Origin of the sequence: Aeromonas sp. 82P, from assembly GCF_051919365.1 — a bacterium.
Taxonomy (GTDB): Bacteria; Pseudomonadota; Gammaproteobacteria; order Enterobacterales; family Aeromonadaceae; genus Aeromonas; species Aeromonas veronii.
Window position 1 is genome coordinate 1,494,391 of the sequence record NZ_JBQBEV010000001.1, and the last position, 17,594, is coordinate 1,511,984.

Here is a 17,594-nt window from a genome sequence, read left to right on the forward strand (position 1 = left end):
GTTGAAATGTGAACCAAGTCACCATTGGATCCGAACGCTAACAGGATTCACGGTGGAGGTGAAACCCGAATGGAACATATTGCAACATCTGACAGTGCCGGGTGCAGCTGTGCCCTCGAAGTGAGCCAGCAGTTTTCCCGCTGGCGCAGGCAGCATGACGGTGGCGAGATCTACCAGAGTTCCCTGATGAGCGCCCTGCTGGCGGGGGTCTACGAAGGGGAGACCACCATGAGCGAGCTGCTGCGCCACGGCGACTTTGGCCTCGGCACCTTCAACCACCTCGATGGTGAGCTGATCGCCTTCGAGCGCCAGATCCACCAGTTGCGCTCCGATGGCTCGGCCCGTCCCGCCCGCGCCGATCAGAAGACCCCCTTCGCGGTGATGACCCATTTTCGCCCCTGTCTGGAGCGTCGCTTCGACCATCCCCTCAGCCGTGACGAGATCCACCAGTGGGTGGATCGGCTGGTGGGATCCGACAACGTCTTCGTCGCCCTGCGTCTCGACGGCCAGTTTGAAACGGCCAAGGTCCGTACCGTGCCGCGCCAGGAGCCCCCCTATCGCCCCATGCTGGAAGCCATCGAACAGCAGCCGCTGTTCCGCTTTGCCGCGGTGGCGGGAACCCTGGTGGGTTTTCGCTGCCCGCCGTTCGTGCAGGGGGTCAATGTGGCGGGCTTTCACGAACACATGATCACCGCCGATCGCAAGGGGGGCGGTCATCTGCTCGACTACACCATGGCCCACGGTACCCTGCGGCTTTCTGTGGTGCGTCACCTCAATCTGGCCCTGCCATCGGATCCCGCTTTCCGGCAGGCCGACCTCAACCCCGTCGATCTCGATCGCGCCATTCAGGCTGCCGAAGGCTGATAGACAAGGAGCAATATCATGGAAAACAGACAGTGGAAGTGCGGTGCCGAGCTGGTGGTTCGTCATCTGGAGGCGCAAGGGGTCAAGCAGGTGTTCGGTATTCCCGGCGCCAAGATTGACCGGGTGTTCGATGCGCTGGAGGACTCTCCCATCGAGACCATAGTGGTGCGCCACGAGGCTAACGCCGCCTTTATGGCGGCCGCCGTGGGGCGCCTCACCGGCAAGGCGGGGGTGGCGCTGGTCACCTCGGGCCCCGGTTGCTCCAACCTCATTACCGGGCTGGCGACCGCCACCTCGGAGGGGGACCCCATGGTGGCGCTGGGCGGTGCGGTGCGCCGTGCCGACGGCCTCAAGCTCACTCATCAGAGCATGGATACGGTCAACCTCTGCCGTCCGGTCACCAAGTTCAGTGCTCAGGTCAACAGCGGGGCGGCGATCTCCGAAGTGATGGCCAACGCCTTTCGCGCCGCCGAGCTGGGACGTCCGGGGGCGGCGTTTGTCAGCCTGCCGATGGATATCATCAACAAGCCGGTGCAGGGCAATGTGCTGGTACCCCGCGAGGTGCCGGAGCCGGGCTGCGCCGACGAACAGAATATGGAGCAGGCATTGACCCTGCTGCGCAACGCCCAGAATCCGGTGGTGCTGCTCGGCCTGATGGCGAGCCGGCCGGAAAATGCCGAAGCGGTACGCGCCTTCCTCGACAAGGCGCGGCTGCCGGTGACCGGTACCTATCAGGCTGCCGGGGTGGTGGACAGCTGCCACTTCGATGACTTTGCCGGACGGGTGGGGCTGTTTAACAACCAGCCGGGGGATCAGCTGCTGGCGGGGGCCGATCTGGTGATCTGCATCGGCTACAGCCCCATCGAGTACGACCCCGTGCTGTGGAATGGCGATCGGGAGCGGCGCATCCTCCATATCGACGTGCTGCCTGCCGATATCGACAGCAGCTACTGCCCGACCGCCGAGCTGGTGGGGTCGATCCGCGCCAACCTGTTGCAGCTGACCCGCATCATGGGCAATCCGAAAATCCGTCCCCCCGAGGTGGATCGGCTGCTGCAAGGGGTGCGCCAGCAGCGACTGCGACTGGCGATGCGGGCCGATGATCTGCACGGCAATCCGGTTCACCCCTTGCGTATCGTGCGCGAGCTGCAGGATCTGGTGCGCGACGACATGACACTCTGCGTCGACATGGGCAGCTTCCATATCTGGATTGCCCGCTACCTCTACAGCTTCCGCGCCCGTCAGGTGTTGATCTCCAATGGTCAGCAGACCATGGGGGTGGCACTGCCGTGGGCTATCGGCGCGGCGCTGGTACGGCCGGGTGAGAAGGTGATCTCGGTATCGGGGGATGGCAGCTTTATGCAGTCGAGCATGGAGCTGGAGACGGCGGTGCGGCTCAAGAGCAATATCGTCCACATCATCTGGGTTGATAACGGCTACAACATGGTGGCGATGCAGGAGCAGCAGAAGTATTGCCGCACCTCCGGCGTCTCTTTTGGTCCCATCGACTTCAAACGCTATGCCGAATCGTTCGGGGCGGCCGGTTTCGCGGTGCGCTCTGCCGACGAGCTGCGCGCCACCCTGCGGGCCGCACTGGCGGTGGAGGGGCCTGCTGTGGTGGCGATCCCGGTGGATTACTCCGACAACCCGGGGCTGATGGCCCAGCTCAGGCCAGAAGTATTGGCATAGTGTGGGCAGCGGTGTTGGCCTGGCTTGTTGTGTCAGCGCAAGCAGACCCGCCCATATAGCAAAAACCGGCATCAATGGATGCCGGTTTTTTATTGTTTTGCGGGATGGGTGACCTTAACGGGCCAGCTGGACGGCGGCGCGTGCGCGGGCCGGTTGCGGGCGACGCTTGTTTTTTGGCGCGCAGGCCATCTTCAGGCGCAGCCACTCGCGCCACAGCAGCCAGCAGAGCGGCAGGGTGAGCAGCAGCACGGTGGCGGGCTGGGCCATCAGCACCCCATCACGCCCCCACAGTTGCGGCAGCAGGAAGATGAGCGGCAGCAGCAACACGGTTTTGGCGATGGAGATGACCAGCGCCTGACGGGTACGCGCCATGGATTGCAGCAGCACTATGCCGAACATGATGATCCCCTCCAGCGGAATGGCGCCGAGGTTGAGGGTCAGGCTGCTGATGGCGGCGGCCAGCAGTTCGGGATCCTTGTCGCCGGTATAGAGCATGGCGACCTGTCTCGGCAGCAGCTGGATGGTGAGCCACACCAGCATGCCGTAGATAAAGGTGAACTTGAGCCCCATCTCCATCAGGTACTTGAGGTTGCGATTGCGCTTGGCCCCTGCCGCCTTGCTGATGAGCGGTTGAATGCCGAAGGCGAGCCCCTGCAGAATGACGATAAAGACCGCTTCGGTGTAACCGGCCACGGTAAAGCCCGCCAGATCCTTCACATTGCCATACACCATCAGCTGGCTGTTGTGCAGCATCAGCAGCAGGCCGAGGTTGAACTGGGCAATCAGGCTCGGCAGGCCGGTAAAGAGCAGGTGCGGCATGGCGGGGAGGTTGGGCACCAGATCCCGCCAGCTGAGGCGCAGCCGCGCCCAGGGGGTAAAGAAGTAGCCAAGGCCGATCAGGCTCACCGCACCCTCTGCCATCAGGGTGGCTTGCGCGGTACCGATCAATCCCAGCCCCAGCCGACCCACCATGATGTAGTTGAGGATGATATTGAGCACGGCGCCGCTGCTCACCAGCACCATGGCCAGTTTCGGGCGGCCATCGTTGCGCAGCAGATAGGGCACCGCCAGATTGCTGGCCAGCAGCAGGGTACCGCCGCCAATCCAGGTGAGGTAGTCGCTCGCCTGTTTCCAGGTCTCGGTGCCCTGTTCAATCCCCAGCCCCAGCAGGATATCGGTGTGGGTGTAATAGAGCAGCACCGGCGCAACTACCCCGAGACCGGCCAGCAGCCAGAGGGCGTTGACCAGCGCCTGACGGGCCAGCGTGTCGTTTTTCGCCCCTTGCTGGAAGGAGATGGCAGTGGCCGCCCCCATGCTGATCATGGCGGCCAGACCGATCAGCACCATGATGACCGGATAGACCAGGTTGATCCCGGCGAGGCCAGCGGCACCGACATAGTGGCCGACGAAGATGCCGTCGATGAGGTAGTAGGCCCCCGAGACCAGCATGGCAAGAATGGAGGGGAGGGCGTAAGCCCAGAAGCGACGGGTCATGGCCCGTTGCCGCAGTGTTAAATAGGCAGACATATCTGTTCTCTCGGGGAGTTCGATTATCGAACAGCTAGTCTAGATTAATACTTATTTGGTGATAATCAGGGTTTCACTTGATGAATTGCTGAGTATTACTCACTAATCCGGGGTTTTGGTAGTGAGCCTTGAGCATGTCGATCAGGATGCGCAGGCCGCTGCCCAGCTGATGCCGACTGGGATAGAAGAGGTAGAAGCCGGCAAAGGTGGGGCACCAGGGCTCCAGCACGGTGAGCAGTTTCCCTTCCGCGACCTTTTGGCTTACCTCCTCTTCCAGACAGTAGGCCAGTCCCAGCCCCGCCTCGGCGGCGCCCAGATAGAGGGCCGGGGTGCTGGTAGTGAGCGGCCCGGTCACTTCGATCTCCAGCATGGTGCCGTCGGCGGCAAAGGCCCAGCGATAGTGGTGGTGCGGGGTGAGGCGATAGCCGATACAGGCGTGGCGGCTCAGCTCGCTCGGGTGCTCCGGCGTACCGTGCTCCGCCAGATAGGCCGGGGAGCCTACCACCAGATAGCGCTGGGGCGGGCCGAGGGGGATGCCGATCATCTCCTTGGGCAGCAGATCGCCATAAAAGAGCGCGGCATCGTAGCCATCTTCAATCAGCCGGGGCATCAGCTCCTGCTCCACTACCTCCACCTGCATCCGCGGATAGCGGGCCAGATAGTCGATCAGCACAGGTGCCAGCAGGCTGTCGATGGCGCCGCGGGGGGCGCAGAGCTTGAGCCTTCCCACCGGCTCGTCGCTGTTGCGGGCCAGCTCGCAAAGCGCCTCTTCCAGGGTATTGAGGGTGGGGAGCAGCTGCTTGAGCAGCCGCTGGCCCGCTTCGGTCGGTACCACGGCGCGGGTGCTGCGGTTGAGCAGCCGTACTCCCAGACGGGCTTCCAGCCCCTTCAGGCTATGGCTGAGGGCGGAGGCGGAGACCCCGAGTTCGAGGGCGGCCTTGCTGAAACTGCGGTGACGGGCGACGGCGGCAAACACCGCCAGTTCGGCGAGATCGGTACGGGTAATGGTCATCATCAATCAACAAAAAGGCGTGAGTCACAAGGGTACGCCAAGGCCGTGCTGCACACAATCCGCGCTAAATGGGTGGCTTGTTGCAAATATGTAGCTGCTCGCAGGCCATTGATTCCAGTGAAACTAAGTTGAATTGTTAAAAAAAACTCACAATAAGGCGCTTTGAGTGTGATCTTGGTCGTCCGAAAGGCGACCAAAATCAAACTTTGGTTGATTAATTCAAAAAAACGCTGTGATTAATAAGGGCATTTAATTAAAGTCAGCCCATCAAGAGTGGCGCACGTTAATCGGTTGTTAAGTGAGACGGGCGCCGACCCTCAGGGTCAAAATCTCGCACTGTTGTTTGTTGCAATCCTGTTGTCACAAGGAGTGATGGCCAGGTTGCCGGGGGGCGAGAGGTTAATATCAAGGACGGACAGCAGGCGTTCCAGGGAGATGGAACCGGGCCAAGGCCCGACCAAACAAGAATCCCATTTTCCTAGATGACAGGAACAACGTATGTCTGACATGAATATTGCAGCTGATGGTCGTTTAGCCAGCAACACCTCCCGCGGCGTCAACAAGGCCGATGTGGTCTGGATGCTGGGTCTGTACGGTACCGCGATCGGTGCCGGTGTGCTCTTCCTGCCAATCAACGCCGGTGTAGGTGGCCTGTGGCCGCTGGTTGCCATGTTGATCCTGGCGCTGCCGCTGACTTTCTTTGCTCACCGTGGTCTGACCCGCTTCGTGCTGTCCGGCTCTACCCGTGATGGCGACATCACTGAAGTAGTAGAAGAGCACTTCGGCAAGACCGCAGGCAAATTCATCACCCTGCTCTACTTCTTTGCCATCTACCCGATCGTGCTGATGTATTCAGTCGCCATCACCAACACCGTCGAGAGCGTGATTGTTCACCAGCTGGGCATGTCTGCACCTCCCCGTGCCGTTCTGTCACTGGCCCTGATCCTCGGTCTGATGGCGGTTGTTCGTCTGGGCGGCCAGGTTATCGTCAAAGCGATGAGCGTGCTGGTATTCCCGTTCGTGCTCACCCTGATGGGTCTGGCGTTCTACCTGATCCCGCACTGGAACGGTGCCATCATCACTGAAGCTCCGGCCCTGTCCGACGCCTTCAACGGTGACTTCATCAAGACCCTGTGGCTGGCTATCCCGGTAATGGTGTTCTCCTTCAACCACTCCCCGATCATCTCCTCCTTCGCGGTGGACAACAAAGGTCGTTACGGTGAAGGTGCCGAGAAGAAGTGCAGCAACATCCTGCTGGGCGCCCACGTCATGATGGTGATGACCGTTATGTTCTTCGTATTCAGCTGCGTACTGAGCCTCTCCCCGGCTGACCTGGCTGCTGCCAAAGAACAGAACATCTCCATCCTGTCCTACCTGGCCAACCACTTCGATAACCCGGTTATCGGTACTGTGGCTCCGCTGATCGCCATGGTTGCCATCAGCAAATCCTTCCTGGGGCACTACCTAGGTGCGCAAGAGGGCATGAACGGCCTGATGGCCAAGGCGCTGCGCGAGAAGGGCAAGAACGTTGACACCAAGCAACTGAACAAAGTCACTGCCGTGTTCATGATCCTGACCACCTGGGCCATCGCTACCATCAACCCGAGCATCCTCGGCATGATTGAAGACCTGGGCGGCCCGATCATCGCAATGCTGCTGTTCCTGATGCCGATGTACGCCATCACCAAGGTTCCGGCCATGCGCAAATACGCTGGCAACATCAGCAACGGTTTCGTGACCATCATCGGCCTGATCGCCATGTCCGGTATCATCTACAAGCTGATTGCCTGATAACTCCGGTTACCAAGTTGAATGAAGAAGCCGCCTCGCAAGAGGCGGCTTTTTTTATGGCTTTTTGGGGCGGCGAGCGGATGCGGTATCGCTACTTCATCAGCTTCTTCACCTCATCGCTGGCCAGCGCCTTGTTGAATTTGTCCCGCGCCTCTTTCTCCTTGGCTGAGTTGGTAAAGCAGACGTGGAGGGACTTGTCCTCGAGGATCTTGCCGTTGAAGCCGAGGTTGGCGGCGACGTCCTTGAGCTGGGGATCGCTCTCCAGCAGATAGGTCATCACATTCTGGTCGATAACCGCCAGATCGAGCCGACCGTTGCCGAGCTTGAGCAGGTTCTGGCTGTCCGAGCTGGTGGCGTCAGCCGAGAGCGCCTTGCTGGCCACTTTTTCGTCGAACTCGGTGGTATTCACATAGCCGGTGACGACACCAATTTTCTTGCCCTTGAGGTCATCAAGGCTCTGCCAGGTGACCGACTGATCGGCTCGCTGGGCAAACCCGAGAGGGCCGTTACCTATGGGGTCAGAGAAGAGGCAGCTGCTCTTGGGGTCGAGATACTCGGGGAAATAACCCAGTACCTCTGGGTTGTTGGTTGCCTCGTCCACGGCCCGTTGCCAGGGGTAGAACTTGATAGTCAGCGGGTCGCCAGCCAGGGCAAAGGCTGCGGTCACCACCTGACTGCTCTTGCCCTGTTCAGGCAGGCTGGCGCTGGTGTAAGGGGGCCATTCAAGGCTGGTCAACATCGCCGCCTGAGCGACCGACATGCCGAACAAGGGAAGAGTGGCCAGGGCGAGGTGCTTCCATTTCAGGCTCATAGAGATAACTCCTTGTGGTCAAACACCCCTTAAAGATAGCCCCCGGTGTCGATTGCGGATGCCGGCCATGGCTGACCGGCATCCGTGCCATCTATTTATTGTCGATATTCTCCGACTGCCAGAGGGCATAGCCCTTGCCGGAGGCCGTGGTGGGCAGATCAATCTGCATCAGGTCGTTGCCGATGACGAAGGGGCCCGTGTAGCGGGCGCGCAGATCCTGCGCCAGATCTTTGACCCTGATCTTGCCGTTGAGGCCGATATGGCTGAACACGGTCAGCGCCGGTTTGGCTTCGTTCATTACCCGGGCCGCCTGCTCGGGGGAGGCGAGGTGACCGGCGATCGCCTTGTAGCCGGGGTTGGCCTTCATCTGTTCGGCAGAGGTCATTGAGACGCAGTGCACCAGCAGGTCGGCTCCTTTGGCCTGCTTCACCACTTCAGGGCTGTAGCGGGTATCGCCGGAGAGCACCACGCTGTGGCCGTGATAGTCGATGCGATAGCCGAATGATGGCTTGATGTTGACTCCGTGGTCGTTGTCAAAGGCGGTTACCTTGACCCCGTCATGGTTGTAGACCACCCCGGCGGTGACCTCGTGGCTGTTGATCTCCACCCCGTCCAGCGGCGTTCCCTCATCCTTGACCCGGGTGGCGATGTCGGTGGCGTAGGCCTGCTGCAAGCCACGGGCGAGAGCTGTGGTGCCCTTGGGGCCGTAGAGTTCCATCGGCGCGTGGCGCTGGCCATAGGCCGGTTGCAGCCAGCCGGTCAGCCAGAGATCCGCCAGCCCGTTGGTGTGGTCGGAGTGAAAGTGAGTGAGGAAGAAGGCGTTGACCCGGCCGATGGGGATATGCAGCTGCCACAGGCGAGTGGCGGAGTTACGGCCAAAATCGAACACCAGCTTCTGGTTGCCTGCCTCGACCAGAGTGCTGTAGCCGCCCCGGCTGATCTGGGGCACCGGAGTGCCGGTGCCGAGCAGGCTGACCCGAAAGATATCGGGCCGGGCTTGAGTTGCTGAGGCAGGGGCATGGTCGTGGTTGCTGATAAAACTGCTCTCGGCGGCCTGACTGACACCGGTAGCCAGCAGACCGACCAGTAATGCGGCCAGATAGGTGCTTTTCATGGGAATTTATCCTGTGGGGAAGGGACGGCATCACTGTATTGGTAACTAAAAGTTGAATAAATTGGCTAAAATCCATTTCTTACTAAACTTTTGGTTGTGAATTAGTGCCCTTGTCGCGGGCCAAATCGCCTTGAATGAAGGTCAGAGGAGGGGTTGTGGACCGATTGACCAGCATGCGTATCTTCACCCGGGTGGTGGATCTCGGCTCCTACAGCGCGGTGGCGAGCGAAGAGGGGATCAGCGCCCAGATGGTGGGCAAGCATGTGCTGGGACTGGAGCAGTGGCTGGGGGGCAAGCTGTTTCACAAGACCACCCGCCAGCAGACTCTCACCGAGCTGGGCCAGCTTTTTCTCGCTCGCTGTCAGCGGGTACTGGAGGAGCTGGCATTGACCGAGTCGCTCACCCAGAACCTGCTGGCCGAGCCGGCCGGACGGCTGCGCATCGCCGCTCCCCTCAGCTTTGGCCACCATCGGCTGGTGCCGCTGCTGCCCGCTTTTATCGACCGCTACCCCAAGCTGGATCTGGATCTGCAGCTCACCCCGCGCTGGGTCGATCTGGTGGAGGAGGGGTTCGACGCCGCCATCCGCACCCTGCGCCCGCAGGATGAGGCGCTGATCGCCCGTCCGCTGCTGACCCAGCACTACCGCCTCTGCGCGGCCCCCGACTACCTCAATCGCCACGGCGTACCCCGTCATCCGGCCGATCTCGCCCGCCACCAGTGCCTGCACGGCAACTGGGGGGAGCACGAGCGCTGGCAGTTTGTCGGGGAGGATGGCCAGAGCGAGGAGGTGCGGGTCGCCTCGCGCCTGCGCATCAATCACTGGCCAGCCTTGTTGACGGCTGCGCTCTCGGGGGCTGGCATCACCTTACAGCCCGCCGAACAGGTGCGTGAGCATATCGCTGCAGGGCGTCTGCTGCCGCTGCTTGGCCGCTATCAGAGCCCGGCCAAGATTCTCTACTTCATCTATCCAGCGGCGCGGCGGCAGGTGCTCAAAATCACCCTGCTGGGGGATTTTCTGGCCGAATCCCTGCAAGCTGAGTCCGAGCCTGAATAAAAGGCTGCATATTCTCGCTGCCGTGCTTAACAAAGGGGCGGGGCAGGCCTAACATGGCGGGATGTTTTTTTAGTCAGGACAAAAGGATATGTCTGGGTTGAAAAAGGATCTCGGGCTCTGGCAGGGGATGGGGCTGCTCGCCACCTCGCTGCTCGGCACCGGGATCTTCGTGGTACCAGCGACTGCCGCCTCGCTGGCGGGTGGGGCCTCGCTCTGGGCCTGGTTGCTGCTGATTGCGCTGGTGCTGCCCATCGCCTTTACCTTCGCTCGCCTCGGTCGTCGCTATCCCCATGCGGGCGGTGCGCCGCACCTGATTGGCCTTGCTTTTGGCAACGGCGCCGAGCGCTTCTCCGCCTTCCTGTTTCTGGCGGTGCTGCCGGTGGGGCTGCCTGCCGCCCTGATGATTGCCGCCGGTTTCTGGCACGCCCTGTTCGAGATGGGGGAGTGGACCCTCTGGGCCATCCAGCTGCTCACCCTGCTCGGGGTCTTTCTGCTGGGGCTGCGCGGGGCGCGATCTTCCGGCAACCTGCAACTGTTGATTGCGCTCGCCATTCTGGGGCTCACCCTGCTGATCTGGTTCAAGGGGGAGGTGAGCTGGCGCGATGCGGCCCGGCCGCTGCCGAGTGCGGATGAGTGGCCCCCTATGGCCACCGCGCTGGCGGTGATGTTCTGGTGTTTCGTCGGGCTGGAAGCCTTCGCCCATATGGGTGAGGAGTTCAAGCGGCCGGAGCGGGACTACCCCATCGCCCTGCTCGGCGGGGTGCTGCTGGCGGGGCTTATCTACTGGGTGCACTCGCTGGTGGTGCTCAAATATGGCCTCTACGGCGATGAGGCGAAAAACGCCACCGCCATCCCCTCCCTGCTGGCGCTGCTGTTCGGCCCCACCGCCAAGTGGCTGGTGGCGGTGCTCGGCTACCTATCCTGTTTTGCCAGCATCAACATCTACATTCAGGGCTTTGCCCGGCTTATTTGGAGCATGGCACGGGAAGGCAAGTTGCCCCCCTCGCTGGCCGTGCTCACCGCCCGCGGCGCGCCGCTGCGGGCGCTCGGCCTAGTGCTCGCCATCTGTCTGCTCTGCATCACCCTCATCATCTGGTTGCGACTGCCGCTCGATGAGCTGATCCGCTACGCCAACGGCAACTTCGTGCTGGTCTACCTGCTCTGCATGGCGGCGGGCTGGCGTCTGCTCGGCGGGGTGGGCAAGGGACTGGCGGGCGTGAGCGTACTGCTCTGCGCTCTGGTGCTGGTGGCACTCTCCACTCAGGTGCTCTATGCGGTGGTGCTCAGTCTTGGCTACGGCGGCTTCTCGTTGTGGCGGCGTCATCTGCGCCGCAGTCGTCAGCAGGATGCGCTCCCGCTGGCGAAGTAACGTCTCCCCGATTGTCGAAGAAATGAGAAAGCCCTGATGTTCAGGGCTTTTTGATTCCGGCATATGGGATGTTCATATGAATACTAGTTGGCATGCTATTTGCCGAAAAGTGCGGTGTCGGATCAACTCAACGGCGATTTATAGCCAAAAAAAGTGGGATCCAGCTCCCGTTTTGCTTAAAGTGATCCCTTCCGATCCCGGTGGTCGGAATGCCCGCAAGGATGCCCTTCAGACGTAAACAGGATGGCCTGGCCAGACTGACTCTCAGAGATGTGATTGCTTCGGTTCTCTTTTTATCTGTCACCTGTAGTGATAGCGCCTTGTTCCGTTCAGTCAGCCCGGGTTTTGCGTCTCTCTCATCGTGCATTGTCACCATCTGCAGCGAGTGAATCATGAGCGAATCGGTTTTTGAGATCCACGACTGGACCCTGAGCGTTGACGACAACATGTTGTGTCGCCCCGACCGTGAGGTCTACCTCGAACCCAGACTGGTCAATCTGTTGCGGTTTCTGGCCCACAATGCCGGCACCGTGTTTGGCCGCGATGCCCTGATCAACGAGGTGTGGGATGGCGCCGAGGTGACCGATCAGGTAGTGACCCAGTCCATCTTCGAACTGCGCAAGATCCTCAAAGATGGTCGCACCGATGCGACCGACTATATCGTCACCGTACCCAAGCGCGGCTACAAGCTGGTGGCACCGGTGCGGCCGTTGCAGGTGGTTTCCGTGGTGATGGCGGACGAGCAGCCCGCGCCCGCGGTCAATACCGCTCTCTCCGACAACCCGACGCTCTCCGATCTGAGCCCGCCCGTGGCTGAGCAGGATGATGATGCACAGCCCAATGTCGCCCCTTTTCCCGCCGGGCCCCTGACCCGCGCCATCTCCACCCATGCCAAGGATGCTCGCAGCCGCTGGAAGATGGTGAGTTTCGATATCTTCGTTGCCATCGTGCTGATCGCCATTGTCAGCATGCTCAGCTACCAGCACACCAGCCCCCAGGTGCATGCCATGCTGGATCCCAATCTGCTGGTGTTCCGCTTCCACTCCGGCATGGATGACAACAACGAGAACGTGCGCCTCGCCGATGGCATTACCCGTGCCCTGATGGGGGAGGTGGCCGTGGCGACGCCGCTGCGGGTGCAGTACGGCGCCACCACTCTGATGGGGGGTATCATGCCCGGCAAGGAGCTGAGTGTGCGGGTCACCCGCCAGCCGCGCGGCACCTATCTCGATCTGGAGTATCGCAATATCAACACCAACCGGGTGCTGTTCAGCCATCAGTACCAGCTCAGTCGCCACAGTGTGCACGGCGTGTTGCAGGCGAGCAGCCAGGATCTGCTGCGTGCCCTAGACCAACCCGATGCCGAGCCGGGGATGGGGTGGCCCACCGATGATGCCTCCCTGATGGCGATGATGGAGGCGCAGTACTACATCAACAGCCGGGATCCGGTCGCCCTCAAGCGCGGCATCGATCTGCTGGAGCAGGCGCTGATTGCCCATCCGGATCAGCCGCTGCTGTTGGCGGAGCGCTATCTGGCGGGCGAGGCGCTGGCCACCCTGGCGGGCAAATCCGAGAGCGAGCGGCTGCAGGGGATTGGCACTCATCTCGCCAGCGTGGTGCAAAACAGCGGCGCCCTCCCTGCTCGGGTGTGGGAGGCGTTGACCCTGCAGGCGATCCTCAACGGCCAGCAACAGCAGGCCAACTATCTGCTGGAGAAGGCGGCGAGTCGCGGCCGCTCGGTGCTCTACTACATACTGCAGGGCAAGCTGGCGGAGCTGGACGGTCGTCCCGAGGCGGCGGGTGATGCCTACAGTCAGGCCTTTCTGATGGAGGCGACCGAGCAGACCTATCTGCTCTGCCAGCAGCTCGGTTTCTACAGCAATATGGAGAGCCTCACTCCGGCTCTGTTCAATGCATTGGGTCAGAGCAAGGTGAAGCTCTTTTAACACCGCAGTTTGGTTTTCCCCCGGTCGGTGCGGTTGCCGACCTCATCCACAGGCTGCCTTCGGGCGGCCTGTGCGGTTTCTGCTCGTCTCAATCCTGCATGTTTGCCACCGGGGATAGTCGCTCTGGTGCGGCCCGATTTATCCCCCGAAGCTCCCCACTATCCCCACTATCCCCACTATCCCCACTATCCCCACTTGCCTTTGCCTTGCACGCGGCATTCGCTGCACTCGCGTTTGTTCGGCTTCACGCCGTGCGCGCTGCTCGTGATGTCTATCCATTGTTGGTAGCGGGATAAGATGTCCGTCACTGCTCACTGCTCACTGCTCACTGCTGAACAGTTGTCGCCACTGAGCTTTGCTTTTGAGTCTGAATTGCGATGAAACAAGCAGAGGGTCAAACAGGAGGTGAGCGGTCTTCAGGGTGATGGTCAGCAGGGCGTTCAAATGGTTACAAGGGCAGGGGGGCGCAATGGGAGCTGCTTTATCCCGGGTTTATCTGGCCAAAAATATCAAGACGGCGAGATAAGGGGGTTATCAAGGGGAAAAATTGGGCGGAAGGATATCAAGGTTTTATCAAGACGGCTGTGTGATGTGATGTCAATTTACTGTTTTTAAATGGTTTTTATCAAAAGTGACGAGGCGGCGAAAAAAGTTGGCTCATATTTTTATCCGTTAGCTGGTCTTTATGTTTTCCGGGGATGAGAGGCCTAGTCTGTGCCCATTCTTTGGCGGGGCGTTCCGCCAAATGTGTATGTGACGACCCGACCTTTTATAGAACCGGAGATCTTATGTCCCTAGATACGAGCAAGAAGATTGGCCTTATCGCCTGTACAGGTGTGGTGGCCGGCAACATGATGGGGAGTGGCATCGCGCTGCTGCCTTCGGCACTGGCCACCATCGGCTCCATCTCTGTCTTTAGCTGGGCAATCTGTCTGGTAGGCGCCATGGGCCTCGCCTTTGTCTTCGCCCGCCTTGCTACCAAGAACCCGCAAGAGGGTGGCCCCATTGCTTACGCTGGCGAGATCTCTCCGGTGTTCGGTTTCCAGACCGGTGTGCTTTATTACCACGCCAACTGGATCGGTAACCTGGCCATCGCCATTACCGGCGTCTCCTACCTCTCGGTCTTCTTCCCCATTCTCAACAGCCCAATTCCGGCCGCCGCAGCCACCATCGCTGCCGTCTGGATCTTCACCTTCGTCAACCTGCTTGGCGGTAGCTGGGTGAGCCGACTCTGTACTCTGGGTCTGGTGCTGATCCTGCTGCCGGTGGTCGGCACTGCGGTGATGGGCTGGGGTCATTTTGATGCCACCGTCTACAGCCAGAACTGGAACACCACCAGCGGCAGCGACCTGCATGCGGTCATCAGCGCCGTGCTGATCTGCCTCTGGTCCTTCGTCGGTGTTGAATCTGCCGCCGTCTCTTCCGGCATGGTGAAGAACCCCAAGCGCACCGTACCGCTCGCGACCATGCTGGGTACCGGTATCGCCGGTGTTATCTACATCCTCTCTACCCAGGTGATCAGCGGCATGTTCCCGGCCGGTGAAGTGGCTGCTTCCGGCGCCCCGTTTGCCATGGCCTCCTCCGCCATCTTCGGTAGCTGGTCTGCACCGTTTGTCTCTGCCTTCACCGCCCTGGCCTGCTTCACCTCGCTGGGCTCCTGGATGATGCTGGTGGGCGAGGCGGGCAAGCGTGCCGCCAACGACGGCAACTTCCCGAAAATCTACGGCGAAGTGGACAAGAACGGCGTAGCCAAGAAGGGTCTGATCCTGGGCTCCCTCAAGATGACTGCCCTGATGGTTGGCCTGACCGCCTTCACTTCCCAGTCCGCTCACGCTGCCGATCTCTTCAACGTGCTGACTACCGATGCGGTGCTGCTGACCATGCTGCCCTACTTCTACTCCAGCATTAACCTGATCCGCTTCGAAGGCATGACCTCCCGCAGCATCGGCGCGATGATCTTCTCCGGTGTGGCCTGTGTCTTCTGTCTGGTAGCCCTGATGGGTGCCAAGGGTTCCAACCTTACCGCTACCTTCGTGGTGTCGCTCATCATCCTGATGTTCTACGCCAAAAAACAGGGTCTGCGTCAGCACGACGCCCTGCTGAGCGAACAACCCAGCAACTAATTCCCCCTTTTATCTTCCGAGCGCTCTTCACTCACCATCCATGATGGAGAGCGCCCCATTACGTGTGGAGCATTACGATGAATATCATTGCCATCCTCAACCACCTGGGCGTTTTCTTTAAAGAAGAACCCATTCGCCAGCTGCAAGCCTCCCTCGAGCGCAAGGGTTTCGAGGTTGTTTATCCGGTCGACGTTGCCGACCTGCTGAAACTGATCGAGAAGAACCCCCGCGTTTGCGGCGCCATCTTCGATTGGGACAAATACTCTCTGGGTCTGTGCAAGGAGATCCACGATCGCAACGAGAAGCTGCCGATCTTCGCCTTCGCCAACGACCAGTCCACCCTCGATATTCACCTGACCGACCTGCGTCTGAACGTGCACTTCTTCGAGTACCGTCTTGGCATGGCCGATGACATCGCCCTCAAGATGGGTCAGGCCACTCAGGAGTATCAGGACGCCATCCTGCCGCCGTTCACCAAGGCGCTGTTCAAGTACGTGGAAGAGGGTAAATACACCTTCTGTACGCCGGGTCACATGGGCGGTACCGCCTTCCAGATGAGCCCGGCCGGCAGCATCTTCTATGACTTCTACGGCCCGAACGCGTTCAAGGCTGACGTCTCCATCTCCATGCCGGAGCTGGGCTCCCTGCTGGATCACTCTGGTCCGCACAAGGAAGCCGAAGAGTACATCGCCCGTACCTTCAACGCCGATCGCTCCTATATCGTCACCAACGGCACCTCCACTGCCAACAAGATCGTTGGCATGTTCTCCGCGCCGGCCGGCAGCACTGTGCTGGTTGACCGCAACTGCCACAAGTCGCTCACTCACCTGATGATGATGAACGACGTGACCCCGATCTACTTCCGTCCGACCCGCAACGCTTACGGCATTCTGGGCGGTATCCCGCAGAGCGAATTCAGCCGCGACACCATCGCTGCCAAGGTTGCCGCGACACCGGGTGCCCAGGCTCCCCGTTACGCCGTCGTCACCAACTCCACCTATGATGGCCTGCTCTACAACACCGGCTTCATCAAGGAGAGTCTGGATACCCCTTACATCCACTTCGACAGTGCCTGGGTGCCTTACACCAACTTCAGCCCGATCTATGAAGGCAAGTGCGGCATGAGCGGCGAAGCGATGCCGGGCAAGGTGTTCTACGAAACCCAGTCCACCCACAAGCTGCTGGCAGCCTTCTCCCAGGCCTCGATGATCCACATCAAGGGTGACGTGGAGGAAGAGACCTTCAACGAAGCCTTCATGATGCACACCTCTACCTCGCCGCAGTACGGCATCGTGGCATCGACCGAGATCTCTGCCGCCATGATGCGTGGCAACACCGGCAAGCGTCTGATCAAGGACTCCATCGATCGCGCCATCTCCTTCCGCAAAGAGATCAAGCGTCTGCGTGATCAGAGCGAAGGCTGGTTCTTCGACGTATGGCAGCCGGACAACATCGACACCGTCGAGTGCTGGAAGCTGGATCCGAAAGATGACTGGCACGGCTTCAAGGACATCGATGACAACCACATGTACCTGGATCCTATCAAGGTCACCCTGCTGACCCCGGGCATGGGTCGTGATGGCAAGCTGCTGGAGAAGGGTATTCCTGCTTCACTGGTCTCCAAGTTCCTCGACGAGCGCGGCATCGTGGTCGAGAAAACCGGCCCTTACAACATGCTGTTCCTGTTCTCTATCGGTATCGATCAGTCCAAGGCGATGCAGCTGCTGCGCGCCCTGACCGAGTTCAAGCGTGGTTATGACCTGAACCTGACCATCAAGAACATCCTGCCGAGCCTCTATCGTGAAGACCCGAGCTTCTACGAAGGGATGCGCATTCAGGAGCTGGCCCAGAGCATCCACGATCTGACCTGCAAATACCGTCTGCCGGAGCTGATGTTCAAGGCGTTCGATGTGCTGCCGGAGATGAAGATGACCCCGCATGCTGCATGGCAGCAAGAGCTGGCGGGAAATCTGGAAGAGGTGCCGTTGCGTGACATGGTTGACCGCATCAGCGCCAACATGATCCTGCCGTACCCGCCGGGAGTACCCTTGGTTCTGCCGGGCGAGATGGTGACCCAGGATTCTCTGCCGGTGCTCGAGTTCCTCGAGATGCTGTGCGAGATCGGTGCCCACTACCCGGGCTTCGAGACCGACATCCACGGCCTCTATCGTCAGGCCGATGGCAGCTACACCGTCAAGGTGCTGCGTTAATCGACAGTGACAACAGTCGAAAGTGACAACAACGGGCCGCAAGGCCCGTTTTTCCCTCCGGAATTCCTGTTCTTATTGCGTGA

At 60.4% G+C, this 17,594-nt stretch carries 12 protein-coding genes; 8 read left to right on the top strand and 4 right to left on the bottom strand.

What is annotated here, in order from left to right; all coding sequences use genetic code 11:
• Positions 1 to 69 precede the first annotated feature (69 nt).
• Both budA and alsS read left to right on the top strand, forming a co-directional pair.
• Positions 70 to 864 (top strand): acetolactate decarboxylase, encoded by a 795-nt coding sequence (gene budA, locus ACTG2S_RS07055; RefSeq protein WP_274160666.1) that lies wholly within the window; start codon positions 70 to 72, stop codon positions 862 to 864.
• A gap of 18 nt (positions 865 to 882) precedes the next feature.
• Positions 883 to 2,553, top strand: a complete 1,671-nt coding sequence (gene alsS / locus ACTG2S_RS07060) for an acetolactate synthase AlsS (RefSeq protein ID WP_005338504.1) — start codon at positions 883 to 885, stop codon at positions 2,551 to 2,553.
• A gap of 114 nt (positions 2,554 to 2,667) precedes the next feature.
• Here alsS and ACTG2S_RS07065 read toward each other — a convergent pair whose 3' ends face one another.
• Entirely contained in the window at positions 2,668 to 4,080 is a 1,413-nt protein-coding gene (locus ACTG2S_RS07065; protein ID WP_274160667.1) for an MATE family efflux transporter, read from the bottom strand.
• 73 nt (positions 4,081 to 4,153) lie between these two features.
• A complete protein-coding gene (locus tag ACTG2S_RS07070) occupies positions 4,154 to 5,092 on the bottom strand; it encodes a LysR family transcriptional regulator (protein ID WP_042055187.1) in 939 nt (312 codons plus the stop codon).
• 498 nt (positions 5,093 to 5,590) lie between these two features.
• On the opposite strand from ACTG2S_RS07070, the gene ACTG2S_RS07075 reads away from it, so the two are divergent.
• The gene (locus tag ACTG2S_RS07075; RefSeq protein WP_005338498.1) at positions 5,591 to 6,883 is read left to right on the top strand and encodes an HAAAP family serine/threonine permease; all 1,293 of its coding nucleotides are present in this window, start codon (positions 5,591 to 5,593) and stop codon (positions 6,881 to 6,883) included.
• A gap of 91 nt (positions 6,884 to 6,974) precedes the next feature.
• On the opposite strand, the gene ACTG2S_RS07080 is transcribed toward ACTG2S_RS07075, so the two are convergent.
• Together ACTG2S_RS07080 and ACTG2S_RS07085 are read right to left on the bottom strand one after the other, a co-directional pair.
• Positions 6,975 to 7,694 carry a substrate-binding periplasmic protein gene (locus ACTG2S_RS07080; protein WP_439982204.1) on the bottom strand — a complete coding sequence of 240 codons (720 nt, stop codon included), beginning with the start codon at positions 7,692 to 7,694 and terminating at the stop codon, positions 6,975 to 6,977.
• A gap of 91 nt (positions 7,695 to 7,785) precedes the next feature.
• Positions 7,786 to 8,808, bottom strand: a complete 1,023-nt coding sequence (locus tag ACTG2S_RS07085) for an MBL fold metallo-hydrolase (RefSeq protein WP_236368035.1) — start codon at positions 8,806 to 8,808, stop codon at positions 7,786 to 7,788.
• A gap of 155 nt (positions 8,809 to 8,963) precedes the next feature.
• Between ACTG2S_RS07085 and ACTG2S_RS07090 the strand changes: the two genes are divergently transcribed.
• From ACTG2S_RS07090 to ACTG2S_RS07110, 5 genes are all read left to right on the top strand, one after another.
• Positions 8,964 to 9,863, top strand: coding sequence for a LysR family transcriptional regulator (locus ACTG2S_RS07090; RefSeq protein ID WP_439982206.1), 900 nt, complete (start codon positions 8,964 to 8,966; stop codon positions 9,861 to 9,863).
• 88 nt (positions 9,864 to 9,951) lie between these two features.
• The gene (gene yjeH, locus ACTG2S_RS07095; protein WP_216977219.1) at positions 9,952 to 11,232 is read left to right on the top strand and encodes an L-methionine/branched-chain amino acid transporter; all 1,281 of its coding nucleotides are present in this window, start codon (positions 9,952 to 9,954) and stop codon (positions 11,230 to 11,232) included.
• A gap of 392 nt (positions 11,233 to 11,624) precedes the next feature.
• A complete protein-coding gene (gene cadC / locus ACTG2S_RS07100) occupies positions 11,625 to 13,178 on the top strand; it encodes a lysine decarboxylation/transport transcriptional activator CadC (protein WP_021229174.1) in 1,554 nt (517 codons plus the stop codon).
• Between the two features lie 788 nt (positions 13,179 to 13,966).
• A complete protein-coding gene (cadB, locus tag ACTG2S_RS07105) occupies positions 13,967 to 15,301 on the top strand; it encodes a cadaverine/lysine antiporter (protein WP_005338486.1) in 1,335 nt (444 codons plus the stop codon).
• A gap of 77 nt (positions 15,302 to 15,378) precedes the next feature.
• Entirely contained in the window at positions 15,379 to 17,511 is a 2,133-nt protein-coding gene (locus ACTG2S_RS07110) for a lysine decarboxylase CadA (protein ID WP_139443216.1), read from the top strand.
• Positions 17,512 to 17,594 lie beyond the last annotated feature (83 nt).